13 protein-coding genes are annotated in these 16517 nt (G+C 63.4%); 5 read left to right on the top strand and 8 right to left on the bottom strand.

Annotated elements, in window-relative coordinates; genetic code table 11:
• Positions 1-191 precede the first annotated feature (191 nt).
• Entirely contained in the window at positions 192-1442 is a 1251-nt protein-coding gene (locus tag FHR27_RS13070; protein WP_042551948.1) for a mechanosensitive ion channel family protein, read from the bottom strand.
• Between the two features lie 170 nt (positions 1443-1612).
• Here FHR27_RS13070 and FHR27_RS13065 point away from each other — a divergent pair, with 170 nt between their 5' ends.
• On the top strand, positions 1613-2020 hold the full coding sequence (locus FHR27_RS13065; protein ID WP_042551947.1) for a DUF6491 family protein: 408 nt from the start codon (positions 1613-1615) through the stop codon (positions 2018-2020).
• 61 nt (positions 2021-2081) lie between these two features.
• On the opposite strand, the gene FHR27_RS13060 is transcribed toward FHR27_RS13065, so the two are convergent.
• The 6 genes from FHR27_RS13060 to xseA form a co-directional block, all read right to left on the bottom strand.
• A complete protein-coding gene (locus FHR27_RS13060; RefSeq protein ID WP_179538763.1) occupies positions 2082-4562 on the bottom strand; it encodes a TonB-dependent siderophore receptor in 2481 nt (826 codons plus the stop codon).
• A 149-nt stretch (positions 4563-4711) separates the two neighbouring features.
• A complete protein-coding gene (locus tag FHR27_RS13055; RefSeq protein ID WP_042551945.1) occupies positions 4712-5683 on the bottom strand; it encodes a FecR domain-containing protein in 972 nt (323 codons plus the stop codon).
• A complete protein-coding gene (locus tag FHR27_RS13050; RefSeq protein WP_042551944.1) occupies positions 5680-6198 on the bottom strand; it encodes a sigma-70 family RNA polymerase sigma factor in 519 nt (172 codons plus the stop codon). Before FHR27_RS13050 ends, FHR27_RS13055 begins: the two co-directional genes overlap by 4 nt.
• A gap of 175 nt (positions 6199-6373) precedes the next feature.
• On the bottom strand, positions 6374-7042 hold the full coding sequence (locus tag FHR27_RS13045) for a glutathione S-transferase (RefSeq protein WP_179538762.1): 669 nt from the start codon (positions 7040-7042) through the stop codon (positions 6374-6376).
• Between the two features lie 101 nt (positions 7043-7143).
• Positions 7144-7965, bottom strand: a complete 822-nt coding sequence (locus FHR27_RS13040) for a M23 family metallopeptidase (RefSeq protein WP_179538761.1) — start codon at positions 7963-7965, stop codon at positions 7144-7146.
• A 175-nt stretch (positions 7966-8140) separates the two neighbouring features.
• Positions 8141-9520, bottom strand: a complete 1380-nt coding sequence (gene xseA / locus FHR27_RS13035) for an exodeoxyribonuclease VII large subunit (protein WP_042552067.1) — start codon at positions 9518-9520, stop codon at positions 8141-8143.
• A 183-nt stretch (positions 9521-9703) separates the two neighbouring features.
• Between xseA and FHR27_RS13030 the strand changes: the two genes are divergently transcribed.
• A complete protein-coding gene (locus FHR27_RS13030) occupies positions 9704-10456 on the top strand; it encodes a response regulator transcription factor (protein ID WP_179538760.1) in 753 nt (250 codons plus the stop codon).
• A 29-nt stretch (positions 10457-10485) separates the two neighbouring features.
• Positions 10486-11811 carry a sensor histidine kinase gene (locus FHR27_RS13025; protein ID WP_179540093.1) on the top strand — a complete coding sequence of 442 codons (1326 nt, stop codon included), beginning with the start codon at positions 10486-10488 and terminating at the stop codon, positions 11809-11811.
• Between the two features lie 644 nt (positions 11812-12455).
• Here FHR27_RS13025 and FHR27_RS13020 read toward each other — a convergent pair.
• The gene (locus FHR27_RS13020; protein WP_042551939.1) at positions 12456-13352 is read right to left on the bottom strand and encodes a LysR family transcriptional regulator; all 897 of its coding nucleotides are present in this window, start codon (positions 13350-13352) and stop codon (positions 12456-12458) included.
• A 181-nt stretch (positions 13353-13533) separates the two neighbouring features.
• Between FHR27_RS13020 and FHR27_RS13015 the strand changes: the two genes are divergently transcribed.
• A complete protein-coding gene (locus FHR27_RS13015; protein WP_218878644.1) occupies positions 13534-14562 on the top strand; it encodes an SDR family oxidoreductase in 1029 nt (342 codons plus the stop codon).
• 22 nt (positions 14563-14584) lie between these two features.
• Positions 14585-15922: an NTP/NDP exchange transporter gene (locus FHR27_RS13010; protein ID WP_179538758.1), complete on the top strand. Its 1338-nt coding sequence runs from the start codon at positions 14585-14587 to the stop codon at positions 15920-15922.
• Positions 15923-16517 lie beyond the last annotated feature (595 nt).

The following is a 16517-nucleotide window of genomic DNA, read 5'->3' as shown; positions in this document are numbered from 1 at the left end:
TGTTGCCGGAGGAGGATGAGGGTTTGCGAGACATTCATGTGGCTAACCCTAACCAGTGAGGGGAAAGCTGGCAAGCCTGTCTGGGAAATTGGTGAAAACCACCAAGGTGAGACCCTTGGTGGTTTTTTATTGCGCTATCTGTGTTTTTTCAGCTGCTGCATTGCGTGCCATGAGCAGGCGCGTCTTGCTGCTCAGTTTCCGGCATCGAGTACCGGACGCAGCTCGCGCATGTCGGCACCGCTCGGGTGCTGGAACACGCGCAGACCGAATTCCGGGAGGATCGCCAGCAGGTGATCGAAGATATCCGACTGATAGCCCTCGTATGGCACCCAGGCCACGGTGTTGGTGAAGCAGTAAAGCTCCAGCGGCAGGCCGTCGGCGGTGGGCTGCAACTGACGGACGATCTGCGTCATGTTCTGGTTGATGCCCGGGTGCTGACGCAGGTAATGCTCGACGTAAGCACGGAAGGTACCGAGGTTGGTGACCCGGCGCGTGTTGGCCGGCTCCTGGGCGGCCTCGGCCAGCTCGGTGTTCCAGCTCAGCAATTCGCTCTGCTTGCTGCTCAGGTATTGGCCGAGCAGCAGGAAGCGCTGCAGGTGAGCGATTTCGTCTGGGCTGAGAAAACGTACGCTGGTCTGGTCCAGATAGATGCTGCGTTTGATGCGACGGCCACCGGACTCCTGCATGCCGCGCCAGTTCTTGAACGGATCGCTGATGAAGCGCTTGGTCGGGATGGTGGTGATGGTCTTGTCCCAGTTCTGCACCTTGACGGTGTGCAGGGCGATGTCGATCACGTCGCCGTCGGCATTGAGCTGAGGCATCTCGATCCAGTCGCCGACACGGACGATATCGCTGGAGGAGATTTGTACGCTGGCCACCAGCGACAGCAGTGTGTCCTGGAAAATCAGCATCAGTACCGCAGCCATGGCTCCGAGACCGGAGAGCAGGATCAGCGGCGAGCGGTCGATCAGCGTCGCGACCATCAGAATCGCGGCGATGGCGTAGATGACGATGGTGACGACCTGGATGTAGCCCTTGACCGGCTTCAGGTGCGCATTCGGTCGGCGCTGGTAGAGGGTGTTGACCAGATTCAGCACGCCGCCGATGGCCAGGGCGATGGTCAGGATGATGAAGGCGCTGCAGACGTTGTTCACCACCGTGACCGCGGCAGCGGGCAGATGCGGGACCACCTTGATGCCACTGGCGAGGATCATCGCCGGCACGATGTTGGCCAGGCGTCGCACGACATGGGAGTCGGCCAGGGCCTTGTCCTGACCGACCGTGGTCGAGCGCAGTACCCGATAGAGGCCGCGCACGAGGATGCGCTTGACGATCCAGTTGGCGATCCAGGCGCCGAGGATCAGCAGGCTCAGGCTGATCAGGGTGTGCAGTTCGGGGTAGTTTTTCAGCCATTCGAGAGTGGCGTCGTAATGCTCTTTCATCGCGTTCCTCAGCTTTCAGTCAAACCCGCTGCGAGAGAGTGCCCTTGTGCAGCGGCGGCGTACCTTAGCAAAAGCGGATCACGATCAGGCGTTTCTGTCAGGTTTGTTCAATATTGAAGTGGCTGCGGCTATGCTCGACGCTGAGTCGACACCTCTCCAGGAACTCTCGTATGTCCCGAATCGGCTGTGGCGCTATCACGCTGCTGACGCTCCTGCTCGGTGCCTGTGCGCAATCGCCGGCGCGAGATGAAAATCTGCCGTTGGAGCAACGCCTGGCCAGCCTCGGCTACCGGCAGGGCGAAGTGGTGGATGCGCTGCAGCGCTTCGATATCGACGGATGGCAGTACCTGGACAAGACCCACATCATCCTCGGTGACGGGCCCGGACGATCCTATCTGGTCACCTTCTCGCGACCGTGCCGCAACCTGAACGTCAGCAATGGTCTGGGGTTCAGCACGACCGTGGGATTGCTGACACGCCTGGACCGCATCGTATCGAGCGACGGCAGCGGCTTTGCCGAACACTGCCTGATTGGCGAACTGCATCGTCTGGAAAAGGTGCCCAAACCGGGCAAGTGACTCCGTAAGTACGGCTGCCAGGTGAGCCGCTCCCGTACCAGGGCACGAGAGCGGAGGGCGATCAGAACTCGCCGCGCAGGGTCACGGCGAAGTTGCGGGGTTCGCCGTAGTAGTAGTTGGCGCCGGTTACGCCAATCTTCTCGTAGTAATACTTGTCGAAAACGTTGTTGGCGTTGAGTTGTGCCGAGTAGTGCTCGTTGAAGCGGTAAGCGAGCATGGCGTTATACACCGCATAGCCTCCCTGTTCGGCACGGGCGGTTCTCGCTGTATTGGTTGCATAGGTGTCGCTTTGGGTCTGAACGCCGCCGCCTACCGTCCAGTTGGACAGTTGGCCCGGCAACTTGTACGAGGTGAACAGACGCATGAGGTGTTTGGGGTCGGTGGTGCGAAGGGCATTTCCGGTATTGGCGGCGCTATCCTTGAGATACTCGCTGGTGGTGTAAGTGTATCCGCCTGTGACTTGCCAGCCCGGCGCCACCTCGCCAGAAATTTCCAGTTCGACGCCTTCACTACGGCTTTTGCCCGATGCGCTCATGCAGGAACCCTGTGCAAACGTGGGCTGACAGGTAATGCCATTTGCGAGAGCTTCGGCGTCCTGCAGGCCTTTGCCTATGAGGTTGGTACGAAACACCGCGATGGAGCTGTTCAGGCGTCCTTCATAGAATTCGCCCTTCAGCCCAAGTTCGTAGACTTCACCCGTCATGGGCTCAAGCAGAGAACCCGAGGTGTCGTAGCTGGTTTGTGGCGCGAATATTTCGGTATAGCTGGTATAGGCACTGATGTTTGCGGTCAGGTCGTAGATCAGCGCGGCGTAGGGGACGACCTCTTGGGTGACCTTGTAGTCGCCCGTTGTGCTGTTCTGGTTATCGAAGTCGTACCAGTTCAACCGTGCGCCGATGATGGCATTCAGCGGGTCGGCCAGCGACAGGTTCAAGCTCGCGTAGGTGGCTTTCTGAGTCGTGATGGTATGCGCCTGAGGATTCACCGTCGGGTTGATACGGTCTTTGTTGACCGTCGACGGATTCCAATTGCGTACATCTACCCCGCGGGCGTTATAGCCCCACACGGACTCGTTGCCGATGGCGTCCGCTTCGTTCCATTCCGCGCCGGCGGTGAGTCGATGTTCACGCCCGAGCACGTTGAATGGGCCATCCAGCACGGCCCCGAGGTTGCTGTAGTTGGTTCTGCCACCACCATCGCTGAAGTTGTAGTTGACGTCCCACAGGTAAGGGTTGGTAGCGCCCACCGATCTTGCCAGCGAGGTCTGCTGGAAACCGTGATCCTTGTAGGCGAGACGGCTGCGATTACCGTTCAGTTTGAGATTCCAGCCGCTGTCGAAGGCATGCTCGAGTTCGATGAAGGTATGTGCGTTGGTACGGTCCCAGCGTGCCCAGTTCGCGCCCAGAAAAGTCGAGCGCGAGAACGGCAATGGCGAACCATCGAAGTCAGGCACCAGGCCACCCCAGGCACCCGTTGCATCCATTTCCGTGTATTCGAAACCACCTGTCAGCGTGGTTCTGTCAGTGAGGTCTGCTGCCAGCACGGTATAGAGCACGTTCTTGCGCTCCATGCGTGCGTCCTGAAAGAAGTCCTTGTCGCTGTGCACCGCAATGACTCGTCCACGGATGGCGCCGCCCTCGGTCAATGGGCCGGAGATATCGGCGGTGTAGCGGTTCGCTTCCCAGGAGCCAGCCGTGTAACTCGCTGACCCCTGGAAGTCGCGTGTCGGGCGTTTGCGCACCATGTTCACGGTGCCGGACGGGTTGCCGGAGCCACGTAGCATGCCGCTGGCGCCACGCAGCACCTCCACGTGATCGAGCGTGGCGACATCCGGCTGGATGAAGTTGCCATTGCGCGAATCGATGTTCAGGGTGGCACCGTCGAACTGCAGGGCGTCGATCTGGTAGCCCCGGGAGTAGTAGTTCACCCGCTCGCTATCGGTCTGGTCGACCACCACGCCAGGTGTCTGCTGGAGCATCTCCTTGAGGTTGGTCAGGTTCTGATCCTTCATGCGCTGTTCGGTCAGTACCGTCACCGACTGTGGGGTGCGGCGCAGCGACTGCGGCGTCTTGCCGATGCTGACCGCCCCGGTGGTGTACGAGCCACTGCCTTCGGTCGTGCCGCCCAGGCCGGTGCTGCTGATTGCTGTCGCGCCCAGCTCCATGGCGCTGCCGACGTCCAGGCGTTGGCTGAGAATGAAGCTGCCATTGCCCTGGTTCAGGGCTTCCATATCGCTGCCTTGCAGCAACTGGTTCAGCCCTTCATGAGCCTCGTATTCGCCTTGCAGGCCCGGCGAGTTCTTGCCGGCGGTTTGCTGCGGGGTCGTGGCCAGGGTGATCCCGGCGGTACGGGCGAACTGATTGAGGGCATCGGCCAGCGGCCCGGCAGCAATCGAATAACGCTTAACGCTGGCAGTGCTACCGGGCTCGTCCGCCAGCAGGGTGGCTGGGGCAGCGGCGAAGCCCAGAGCTGCCCCGAACAGGGCGTGGCGCAGGGCGCGATTGAGCGGGGTGAGGCGGGCGGCGTTTAAGCGTGGTTGCATGGGGCTCACTGTCGACGGAACGGCTATGAATAGGAATGGTTCTGATTCCTTGCCGAACCGTGTCGGAAAAGCCGACAGTTTTTTCCAACTTTTTTCAGCGCGAGAACGACGCTCTTTTCAGCCTGCGCGCAGATGCGAAGTGGCTGGCGTCAGGCCGCTTCCACCCGAACCCACCAGCGCGTCATGTACTGCACGCGAATCGGCAGGGTCTGCGCCATGACCCGCAACAGTTCATCCGTATCGCCGAGACGGAACACGCCGGACAGGCGCAGATCGGCAACGCTGCGGGTGTAGCCGAGATGACCGTTCCGGTAACGGCCGACCTCGTCGAGAAAATCCTGCAAACGCATGTCGCGGGTGACGATCAGCCCCTCGCGCCAGGCGGAGGGGTCCATATCGTCACGCTCGAACGCTGAAGCGCGGCCATCGGCGACCCGGTAACGATTTCCGGAAGTAGCCAGAAAGGTGGGCAGCCCGGCCACCGCGACCTGACCCTGTTCGACATGCAGGTTGATACCGCCATCACGTATGCGCAGGCCGAAGCGGGTGGCCGGCTCGGCTCCCGCCTGAGCCTCGAACGATCCGTACGGGGTACTGACCCGCAAGGGACGCCGGCTGTTGGCTGTGCAGCTGACGAACAGTTCGCCCTGACGCAGGACGATCAGGCGCTGTCTGTCGTCGAGGCGTACATCCACGGCGGTGTCGGTGTTGAGGTCGAGTTCGTCACCGTGGCCGAGGGCCAGGTGGCGATGTTCGCCCACGGCGGTTGCCTGGTCCGCCAGTAGCGGCTGGACGATGGACAGATCCTTGGCCAGCCAGGCACTGCCACCTGCCACGGCAGTCAGCGACAGCAGCTTGAGTGCCTGTCGACGGCGCAGACGCATGGCCGAGTTTTCCAGCGTATCGACGGTGCCTGCCGGCAGGGTCCGCAGATCCTGGCTCAACTCGGCATGCATGCCGCTGACCCGCTGCCAGGCGCGTTCGTGGCCGGCATCCTCGCGTCGCCACTGCTCGCACTGGCGACGCAGCGCGGGGGCGTCGTCCTGCTGCAGGCGCATCAGCCAGCCGATCGCCTGCTTGACCCGGCGTGCTTCGGCATCCTTGTTGGTCAGGTCGCTCATGCATCTTCGCCATAGCGCAGCAGATAGCAGTGATACAGCGCGTCGGCGATATAGCGCTCTACGGAGCGAACCGATACACCCAGACGCTCGGCGATTTCCCGGTATGACAGGCCTTCGCACTGGGCAAGCAGAAAGGCGGTGCGAACCCGGGGTTTGAGGCCGTCGAGCATCAACGCGATGCGTTCGAGCAGCTCCAGCACCAACTCCCGGGATTCCGGCGAGGGCGCTTCCGCGTCCGAAAGGTGCGCGATGCTCTCCAGCCAGGCGCGCTGCAGCTCTTCACGGCGCCAGTGGTCGATCACCAGGCCGCGGGCGACGGTACGCAGAAACGCGCGGGGCGTATCGATGGCGCTCAGGTCGCAGCGCTGGATGACCCGCACAAAGGTATCGTGGGCGAAATCCGCAGCATCGCTGGCATTGCCGAGGCGGCCGCGCAACCACGTCTTCAGCCAACCATGATGGTCGCTGTAGAGCGTGTGGATGACGGTGCGCTGAGGTGAGTCGAGGGCTGACATGAAGAGCCAGGAGTGAGTCTGATAATTCCTCGCATTGTCATTCCCGCGGCGGTTCTTTGCAATGCCGCGGGTTGCCAGATGATAAGCGGCACCCATCAATCACCCAGTTCAGGCGGGTTCGGTTCGACCCTGATTCCGACTGCCTGCACTACCCCGAGCCGCCGACCGGCGTGCCTCAGTTGGCGTAGGCGTATTCTCCGCCTCGTTGCAGGGCGCGTTGGTAGGCGGGGCGGGCATGGATACGTTCGAGGAAAGCCTTCAGCCGAGGGCGGCTGGCATCCAGCCCGCCTCGCGAAGTGGCCGCCTCCAGTGGAAAGCTCATCTGGATATCGGCCACGCTGAATTGCTCACCGGCGAACCAGGTGCTCTTGCCAAGCTCGCCTTCCAGATAGTCCAGATGCAGTTTCAATTGTGGGTTGATCAGCAGGTTCTTGACCTTCTGCGCAATGCCGCGGGCGACGGGTTTGACGAAGAAGGGCATGGGGCTGTTTTCCACCTTGTCGAATACCAGCTTGAGCAGCAGAGGCGGCATCGCCGAGCCTTCCGCATAATGCAGCCAGTAGTTGCAGCGCAGACGCTCGGGGCTGTCTGCTGGCGGTAACAGGGCCGGGCCATGACGGTTGGCCAGGTAGTCGATGATGGCGCCGGACTCGGCCAGGGTCAGGTCGCCGTCGGTAACCACCGGCGACTTGCCCAAGGGGTGCACGGCGCGCAGCTCCGGCGGGGCCAGCATGGTCTTGGAGTCGCGCTCGTAGCGCTTGATCTGATACTCCACGCCCAGTTCTTCGAGCAGCCAGAGGATGCGCTGCGAGCGCGAATTGTTCAGGTGATGGACGGTGATCATCGTGGCTCCTGGTCGTGAGGGGGCGATAGCCATCCATGAAGCGCTGCGTTCAGGGCGATCAGCCAGTGATCGCCACTCTACACGTCAATGCCCGGCGCTGGCTAAGGCTTGAACGCACCAATGAAGATCGCCGGATCGACCCGTGCATCGTTGAGGCTGACGTTCCAGTGCAGGTGCGGCCCGGTGGCGCGTCCGGTGGCGCCGACCTTGCCGAGCACGCCGCCGCGGGGTAGCTCGTCGCCGACCTTCACGCCGACCTCCGACAGGTGGCAGAACATGCTGATCAGGCCCTGGCCGTGGTCGACGAAAACGGTCTTGCCGTTGAAGAAGTAGTCGCCCACCAGAATCACCTTGCCGGCCGCGGGTGCCTTGATCGGTGTGCCGCGATTGGCGGCGAAGTCCAGCCCGGAGTGCGGGTTGCGCTCCTCGCCATTGAAGAACCGGCGCAGCCCGAAGGGGCTCGACAGCGGGCCGTTGACCGGCTTGTCGAACATCAGGTTGCTCGGCTGCCGTGGGCTGAACTGCTGGTAGGCACGGGTCTGCTCGGCCAGTTCCCGCTCGATGCGCGCGAGGTTCTTGGCGTTGGGGTTGACCTGCTGCTGGTTCTTGATGGTGATGCGCTGCTCGACGTAGGTCTTGCTGCCCACCTGAAAGCTCAGACGCTGGCCGCCCGTTTCGATCTGCTGGGTGCCGGGTTTGACGCTCAACGGAATGCCGACGATGGCGATCCAGCGCTGCTGATCTTCATGCACCACCAAGACCGGCTTGCCCTGGTAGGTGGCGCTGGGTGCACTGGCCGAGGCACCGAGTTCGACCACGGCGACGCCACCCGGTACCGGCTTGTTCAGCAGGCGGCTGATGAAGCCTTCGGCGTGAGCGGGCAGGGCGAGGCAGAGGGTGAGCAGCAACAGCAGGGAGCGCATTGATTTTCCTTTTTTATCGAGGCTTGAGAGGGGCTCTTTCAGGGTGAGGGGCGTTCTGCGAAACCGCGATACGGCCACCAATCGCCAGCAAGAACCAGGCGCCCCGGACTTCCACGTGAGTTTTCGGCAACCTGTAGGAGCCCGCTTGCGGGCGATGCGAGCGTGGCCATGATCTTCAGTCCAGCAGCGAAAGCGTGACGGGCGCGACATGATTGTCCTCGACGCGTACGTCCAGCTCGCCTTCACCAAGGCGCGCCTTGAGGCGCTGCCCCGGTTGGGTGGCGGCAGCGCTGCGGATGGCCTGGCCACGGTCGTCGAGCAGGATGCTGTAACCGCGTCCGAGGGTCGCCAGGGGGCTGACCACGTGGAGCGTCTGCATCTGACTCTGCAGCAGCAGGCGGCGGGCCTTGAGGCCTTCCTTCATGGCCCTAGGCAGACGTTCGGCGAGGCTGTCGAGACGCTGGCGCAGCAGCTTGAGATGACGGCCCGGATGCTGCCCGGCCAGGCGCGCCTGCAACTGCGCGAGCTTGTGGGCACGCTGATTGACCTGATGCGTATAGGCACGGCGCAGACGCATGTCGAGATCGTCGAGGCGCTGGGCTTGCTGACGCAGCCGTTCGCCGGGATGGCGCATGCGCCGGGTCAGGCCTTCGAGGCGCATGCGTTCACGGGCCAGGCGGCCGTTGATGGCCAGGGTCAGACGACGTTGCAGCACCGTGACCCGCTGCACCAGGTCATCGCTATGGGGCGCCAGCAGTTCCGCCGCGGCTGACGGCGTAGGAGCGCGCACGTCGGCGACGAAATCGCTGATCGACACATCGGTTTCATGACCGACCGCACTGACGATGGGCGTGACGCAGGCGTCCACGGCGCGTGCCACGGCTTCTTCGTTGAAGCACCAGAGGTCCTCCAGCGAGCCGCCGCCACGGGCGAGGATCAGCGCATCGAAGCCCTGGGCGTCAGCCAGCTTCAAGGCCCGAACGATCTGTGCCGTGGCCTCGCGGCCCTGTACGGCGGTGGGGATCAGGCTCAGTTCGACCTGCGGAGCACGGCGACGAAACACGCTGATGATGTCGCGGATCACTGCGCCGGTGGGCGAGCTGATGATGCCGATACGCCGCGGGTGAGCCGGCAGAGGGCGCTTGCGTTCGGCGGCGAACAGGCCTTCTGCACCGAGCTTCTCCTTCAAGGCCTCGAAGGCCAGGCGCAGGGCACCGTCACCGGCCGGCTCCACGGCGTCGAGAATCAGCTGATAGTCGCCACGGCCCTCGAACAGCGAGACCTTGCCGCGCACCTTGACCGCCAGACCATCACGCAGCGCCTGGCGTACCCGTGCGGCGTTCTGCCGGAACAGCGCACAGCGCACCTGAGCCTGGCTGTCCTTGAGGGTGAAGTAGACATGCCCGGAGGCTGGCCGTGCGAGGTTGGAAATCTCCCCCTCGACCCAGATGCCGCCGAAGACATCTTCGAGCAGCAGGCGCGCACGGTTGTTGAGCTGGCTGACGCTGAGCACCTCGCGGTCGAGGTTCAGACGTTGGAACGGGTCTTTGATCATGGACGGCATCATAAGCCGAGGCGCGTGTGGCCGAAACCGTGCGTCATCAAATGAAGCAGATACGCCAGCCTGCGACGCGACGCCGCTGCAGTTGCAGCGGGCTCTGGCGTATCATCGGCATGCAAATGATAATCCTCCGCACAGGCGGCCTGTTGGTTCAGGCTGCGACTGCCCCGAGCCATCATGAATCCGACTTCTCCACTCTCCGCACCGCGCGTTCTGGTGGTCGACGACCATCGCAAGATTCGCGAGCCGCTGGCCGTTTATCTGCGCAAGCACGCCTTCGACGTGCGTACCGCGGAGAGCGCCGAGGGCATGTGGCAGTTGCTCGACGCCCAGTGCTTCGACGTGGTGGTGCTGGATGTGATGCTGCCGGACGGCGATGGCTTCGAGCTGTGCAGCCGCCTGCACCGGCGCAACGGCGTGCCGGTGATATTGCTGACCGCCCGCGATACCACCCGCGACCGCATCCGTGGGCTGGACCTGGGCGCCGATGATTACCTGACCAAACCCTTCGAACCCCGGGAGCTGGTGGCGCGCATCAACAGCGTGCTACGTCGGCGCGGCCCGCTCAGCGCCGAGCCTGCGCTGTTCGAACCGACGCCGCAGCCGCTGCTGCGCCATTACCAGTTCGCCGGCCTGGCGTTCGCCAGCGGCAGTGGCAGCCTGAGCGACAGCAGCGGGCAGTCGACCCGTCTGAGCACGGCGGAAGCGCGTTTGCTGCAGGTCTTTCTCGACCATCCGAACCAGGTACTGGATCGCGCCCGACTGATCGACCTGACGGCTCGCCCGGACAGCGATGTGTTCGATCGCACCATCGACCGCCAGGTCAGCCGCCTGCGCCGCAAACTGATCGACAGCGCCGGCTGTGAGGACCTGCTGCGCACCGTATGGGGCGGCGGCTACATGCTGGTCGCGGAGGTGACGCGCTCATGAGGTGGCTGGCGCGCCTGTGGCCGCAGCGTTTGATTCATCAATTGGCGGTGTTGCTGATCCTCGCGCTGCTGGCTTCCCACGGCATTGCCGTCCTGCTGCTGCAGCGCACCGGCGCGCTGGTGCATCCGCTGTCCCGTGCCCAGATACTGGAGCGTCTGGGTACCGCTTACCACGCGGCCGTGGAATTGAATCAGGGCGATGGCGAGCGCCTGTTGATATCGATGGGCGGCGTCGAGGCGCGTTTCTGGATCGCCGCCGAGGCGGATGTTCCAAGCTTCGAGATGCACCCGGAAGAGTTGCGCCTGACCGCCGAGTTGGCCAATGAGCTACAGGCGCCTGCAGAGCTGATCCACATGCAGCTCGAACGCATCGGCGGCGGGCCCGCGCGCGAAGACGTGCTGAGCCCTGCCGGCTGGGAGCCGTTACGCCTGCGCAGCAGTATCAGGCTGCCGTCGGGGCAGTACCTCAATGCCCTGCAGCATCCATCCGGTGCCTATGAATGGAGCCGCCTGCTGGCATATGCCTTGCCGGTGAGCATCGTGCCGATTCTGTTGATCCTGCTGTTTTTCATGGCCCGGGTGGTGCGCCCGTTCAGGACGCTGGCCGCGGCCACCGAACGCATCAGCCGGGGCGAGCGCATCGCCCCCCTGTCGCTGTCGGGCCCGCGCGAGGCTCAGGAGCTGAGCCGAGCCTTCAACCTGATGCAGGAGCGCCTGGCTCGCCATGTGGAGGGGCGCACGCGAATGCTCGCAGCGCTGAGCCACGACCTCAATACACCCTTGACCGAGCTGCGCTTGCAGCTCGAACTGCTCGATGACGGCCCCTTGCGCGAGGACCTGCTCGACAGCCTCGACGAGCTCCGTGCGATGGTCGCCGAGACGCTGGACTTCATCCGCGACGATGCCGTGCAGGAACCGACGGTGCGCCTGTCGTTGACCGCGCTGCTCGATGATCTGGCGCGACGTTATCGCACCTTGGGGCAACCGGTCAGTTGGCAGAGCGGGCCCGAGGTCTTCTGTCGTTGCCGACCGTTGGCGCTCAAACGCGTGCTCACCAACCTGATCGACAACGCCCTGCAGCATGGTGGGGATGCCGTGATCAGCTTGGAGCGTACCGCAACGGGCGAGATAAGCCTGGAGGTCCTCGATCATGGGCCGGGCATTGATCCCGCGCGACTGGAACAGGTGTTCGAGCCGTTCGTGCAGTTGAATGCGGAGAACGGTGCGAGCGGGCTAGGGCTCGGCCTGGCCATCGCGCGTGCGTGCGTGCAGGCCCACGGTGGTGAACTGACCCTGGAAAACCGCCCGCCCGCCGGCCTCTGTGCGGTAGTGCGTTTGCCGGCCGGGGGCCCTTGAGTTGCGCCGCCCGGCAGTGCTCCTATCGTTCCTCACGCTTCGCGTGGAATGCCTTCGCAGGACGCTCAGCCCGTAGGGTGGGCTTCAGCCCACCACCACAACGGCCACAGCCCGAAGCACTGAACCGCATGTTCTGAACCTACAGCCAACATCGGCGTTGAATGGCTTTGGTGGGCTAAAGCGCCACCCTACGGTTGATGCCTCTGGGAGTAGGGTGGGCTTCAGCCCACCACCCAAAGCGCCCACAGCCCGAAGCACTGAACCGCATGCTCTGAAACTCCAGCCACCATGGCATTGAATGGCTTTGGTGGGCTAAAGCCCCACCCTACGGTTCATGCCTCTGGGAGTAGGGTGGGCTTCAGCCCACCACCACAACGGCCACAGCCCGAAGCACTGAACCGCATGTTCTGAACCTACAGCCAACATCGGTGTTGAATGGCTTTGGTGGGCTAAAGCGCCACCCTACGGTTGATGCCCCTGGGGGTAGGGTGGGCTTCAGCCCACCAAATCCAAGCGCTCAACCCTCCGATCGTTCCTCACGCTCCGTGTGGGAATGCCTGCGTAGGACGCTCTGCGTCCAATCCGGGTGCAGTGGCGGGCGCGGAGCGCCCAGGGCCGAATTCCCACGCGGAGCGTGGGAGCGATCAAACTGTTTCGGCCTTGAGAAAATCCACGAATGCTCTGAGCGGCGAGGGCACGTGGCGGCGGTCGTTGTAATACAGATAGGGGCCATCGAATGCCTGCCACCAGTCCTCCAGTACCGGTATCAGTGCTCCCTGTGCGAACAGTGGGCCGAGGTATTCCTCGAAGGTGTAGATGAGGCCAACGCCACCGATGGCGGCACCCACTTCAAGATCCTGGGACGAGGAGAGCAGCGGGCCCTGTGGCGGTACGCGCACGATGGCGCCGTCTTTTTCGAACTCCCAAACACCCAGCTTGCCGCTCTCGAAACGATGGCCGATCAGGCGATGCTCGAGTAGGTCGCGGGGATGTAGCGGCATGCCGTTTTTCTCCAGATAAGCAGGCGATGCGGCTGCCACGAAGCGCTGCCGACGAGGCCCGATGGGTACTGCGATCATGTCCTTGGCGACACTTTCTTCGTAGCGCACTCCCGCGTCGTAGCCGGCAGCGATCACGTCGATGAAGGTGTTGTCCATCGTCACTTCCACGCTCACGCCGGGATAGCGCTCCAGAAAAGTGGGGATCAGCTGCGGCAGCACGAAGCGGGCAATCGGCACCGGGACATTGAGGCGCAGCGTGCCGACCGGGTGTCGCGCATCGTTATCGAGGTCGCTGAAGGCGGCGCCTATCTCGTCGAGGGCAGGGCGCAGCCGCTCCAGCAGGCGAGCACCGACTTCGGTCGGAAATACGCTGCGAGTGGTGCGGTTGAGCAACCTGACGCCCAAGTCGCTCTCCAACCGGCGCACGCAATCGCTGATCGATGACGCCGACATGCCGCGTTTCTGCGCCGCCACCCTGAAGCCGCCGGCTTCCACGACCGCTGCAAACAGGGCGACATCCGTCAGGTTGGGCTGGCGCATGGCCGAACTCCAGAAAGGAAAACTGGATTGTACGAATGGGCGTACATAGCGTCCATTTTTGTGCGGCTTATCACCGGTAATTCAACGGTGAACAATGCCTCACGTCGACGTGCCGCCTTGCCGCGGTCCGTCAGATCATTCCCTACGTGAGGATCGAACCATGACAGACACAACCCTGCAGATGGACCCCACAAACGCTGCCAGCGCGGCCTGGCGCAAAGGCCTGGCAACCATCGGTCTGGCCCTGAGTTGCGTGCTGGAATCCGGCGTGTCCAGTGCCCAGAGTCAGCCGAAGCCTGACTGGAGCCTGTCGGATATGCCATCGCAGAGCGGGCGTATCTTTCTGGTCACCGGTGGCACCAGCGGCATGGGTTATGAGGATGCCAAGGCGCTTGCAGCGGCTGGTGCCGAGGTGGTGATTGCCGCACGCAATCCACAGCGCGGCAAGGAAACCATCGCTCGCATCAAGCAGGAAGTCCGTGGGGCCCAGGTGCAGTTCGAAGCGGTCGACCTGGCTGACCTGGCGTCGGTCAAGGCGTTGGGCGAACGCCTCAATGCCACCTTGCCGCGCCTCGATGGGCTGATCAACAACGCCGCGGTAATGGCGCCGCCAGAACGTGGCACGTCGGCCGATGGCTTCGAGCTGCAATTGGCCACCAACTATCTTGGGCATTTCGCGTTGACCGGCCATGTGCTGCCGCTGTTGCGCAAGAGTAGCTCGCCTCGGGTCGTCACGCTCTCCAGCATCGCGGTCACACGGGGCAGCATCAACTTCGAGGACCTGCAATCCGAGCAGGCCTACAACCCCTATGCGTCCTACGCGCAGTCCAAGCTGGCCGTGCTGATGTGGGCTTTCGAGCTGCAGCGCCGCAGCCAGGCGCAGGGGTGGGGTATCCAGAGCATCGCCGCGCACCCGGGGGTTGCCGTAACCGAGCTGATCAAGCGCGGCCCTGGCCTGGAAAGCGACTTCGGACGTGACTGGGCCAAGGATCGTGAGCGCTACCACTCCGCTGCCCAGGGGGCATTGCCGACCCTGTACGCGGCCACCGCGCCAGACGCGCAGGGCGGTGCCTACTATGGGCCAATCGGCGAAGAGGAGAAGCGCGGGCCGCTTGGCCTGGCCAGCGTGCCAGCCGCGGCGAAGGACATCGACGCAGCGGCTCGTCTGTGGCAGGTTGCCGAGCGGTTGACCGGTGTCAGCTACCGTTGAGCCTCGTGGCAGGAGTGTCATCATGCTCTCAGCAACCCTGACGCAGCGTCTCGGCGCTGCCATCAACGCCGAACGCCACGAACTGAATCCCGCGCTTGCGGGGTTCGCCCTGTTTTTCTGTCTGTTCTCCGGCTATTTCATGCTGCGGCCCATCCGCGAGTCGATGGGCATCATGGCCGGTATCGAGAACCTGCAATGGCTGTTCACCGCCACCTTTGTGGTCATGCTGGTGGCTGTGCCGTCGTTCGCCTGGCTCAGCTCTCGGGTGCCGCGTATCCACTTCGTGGATTGGGTCTACGGGTTCTTTTGCGTGAACCTGCTGGCATTCGCCGGGCTGTTTCAGCTCGGTGACGACAACGTCTGGCTGGCGCGGGTGTTCTACGTGTGGATCTCGGTCTACAACCTGTTCGTGGTGTCGGTGGCCTGGAGCCTGATGGCCGATGTGTTCGACGGGCACCAGGCCAAGCGGTTGTTCGCCTTCATCGCGGCCGGCGCCAGTGTCGGCGGCCTGGTCGGGCCGGCCATGAGCGCGCTGCTGGTCGGCATCGTCGGCCAGTCCGGCTTGGTCCTGCTGGCAGGTGTACTGCTCGGCATCGCCCTGGCGCTCAAGGCGCCGTTGATGCGCTGGCGGGACGTGGGTGGCGCCGGCAGACCGGGCGCTGCATCCATCGAAAGCACTCGCAAGCCGGTGACGGGCAATCCATTCAGTGGTCTGACGCGAGTCCTGCAATCACCTTATCTGCTGGCGATTGCCGGATTCGTGGTGCTGCTCGCGACCGTGACGACCTTTCTGTACTTCGAGCAGGCGCGCCTGGTGGCCGAACGCTTTCCCGACCGCGAGTCGCAGATCCGGGTATTCGGCATCATCGATGTGGTCGTGCAGGCCGGTGCCTTGCTGTCGCAGGTGTTCATCACCGGGCGCATCGCGCAGAAAATGGGCGTGCGCATGCTGCTGGCGATCGTGCCGATATTGGTCTGCGTTGGCTTTATCGGGCTTGCCCTGGCGCCGACGTTCGCCATGCTGGCAGCGCTGATGGTCGTCAGGCGCATCGGTGAGTACGCCTTCGTCAGGCCCGGCCGGGAAATGCTCTTCGCACCGCTGGATGCCGAGAGCAAGTACAAGGCGAAGGGGTTTATCGACACGGTCGTCTACCGGGCAGGTGACGCAATCAGTGGCTGGTTGAAGAGTGGCCTGGACATGCTCGGCCAGGGTGCGGTGCTGGTGGCGACCGTGGGTGCGCTCTGCGCATTGGTATGGGGAGTGCTCGGCTGGTACCTGGGTAAGCAGGCCGACAAGATGAGCACGCGCGCCACGCCGGAGGCGAAAGAGGGGACGAGGGTGGTGCTGGCCAGTCACTAGTGATCGTTCCTCACGCTCCGCGTGGGAATGCCTTTGCAGGACGCTCCGCGTCCAACTCAGGTGCGGTAGCGGGCGCGGAGCGCCCAGTGCTGCGTTCCTACGCGGAGCGTGGGAACGATCGAATAGCCAGCCACCATCGGCGTTGAATGCCTTTGGTGGGCTAAAGCCCCACCCTACGGTTCATGCCCCTGGTGAGTAGGGTGGGCTTCAGCCCACCACCTCGATCGTTCCTCACGCTCCGCATGGGAATAATTTCGCAGGACGCTCTGCGTCCGACTCAGGTGCGGTAGCGGGCGCGGAGCGGTTCCTACGCGGAGCGTGGGAATGATCGAATAGCCAGCCACCATCGGCGTTGAATGGCTTTGGTGGGCTAAAGCCCCACCCTACGGTTCATGCCTCTGGGGAGTAGGGTGGGCTTCAGCCCACCACATCGATCGTTCCTCACGCTCCGCGTGGGAGTGATTTTGCAGGACGCTCTGCGTCCGACTCAGGTGCGGTAGCGGGCGCTCCGCGTGGGAATGATCGAATAGCCAGCCACCATCGGCGTTGAATGGCTTTGGTGGGCTAAAGCCCCACCCTACGGTTCATGCTTCTG

Origin of the sequence: Pseudomonas flavescens (genome assembly GCF_013408425.1) — a bacterium.
In the GTDB taxonomy this organism is placed as follows: Bacteria; Pseudomonadota; Gammaproteobacteria; order Pseudomonadales; family Pseudomonadaceae; genus Aquipseudomonas; species Aquipseudomonas fulva_A.
This window is presented reverse-complemented; position numbering and strand designations above follow the sequence as displayed.